The sequence below is a fragment of the Neisseria sp. P0009.S007 genome, assembly GCF_051962515.1.
The window spans coordinates 1-249 of record NZ_JBQCVF010001214.1 but is presented as its reverse complement, the minus strand read 5'-3'; the positions used below and the strand labels follow the sequence as shown (position 1 = coordinate 249).

Sequence of the window (249 nt, the reverse complement as noted above, 5' to 3'; positions counted from 1 at the left end):
ACCATGTACATCATGGCGGGATTGTTGATTGTCGGATTGCTGTGCAACCTTGCCGTCCGATCGGTTCATGAAAAACACCACGAAACCGACATCAAAACAGCGGCGCACAGCGGCAATCCCGATGATGAAACCGCCGTTTCCGATGCCTACTTGTTGCAGGAAAAAGTCGCGGCAGGCGGTTTTTCGGTTTGGTGGCGTTGGATGTTGGTCGGCGTCCCGCTGGCTTACGGCGTGGTGATGGTGTTCGTC

General features: G+C 55.0%; 1 pseudogene. It reads left to right on the top strand.

Features of this window, described 5'->3' with window-relative positions:
• Positions 1 to 249, top strand: a pseudogene (locus ACTHS3_RS18350) (MFS transporter); the annotation flags it as partial.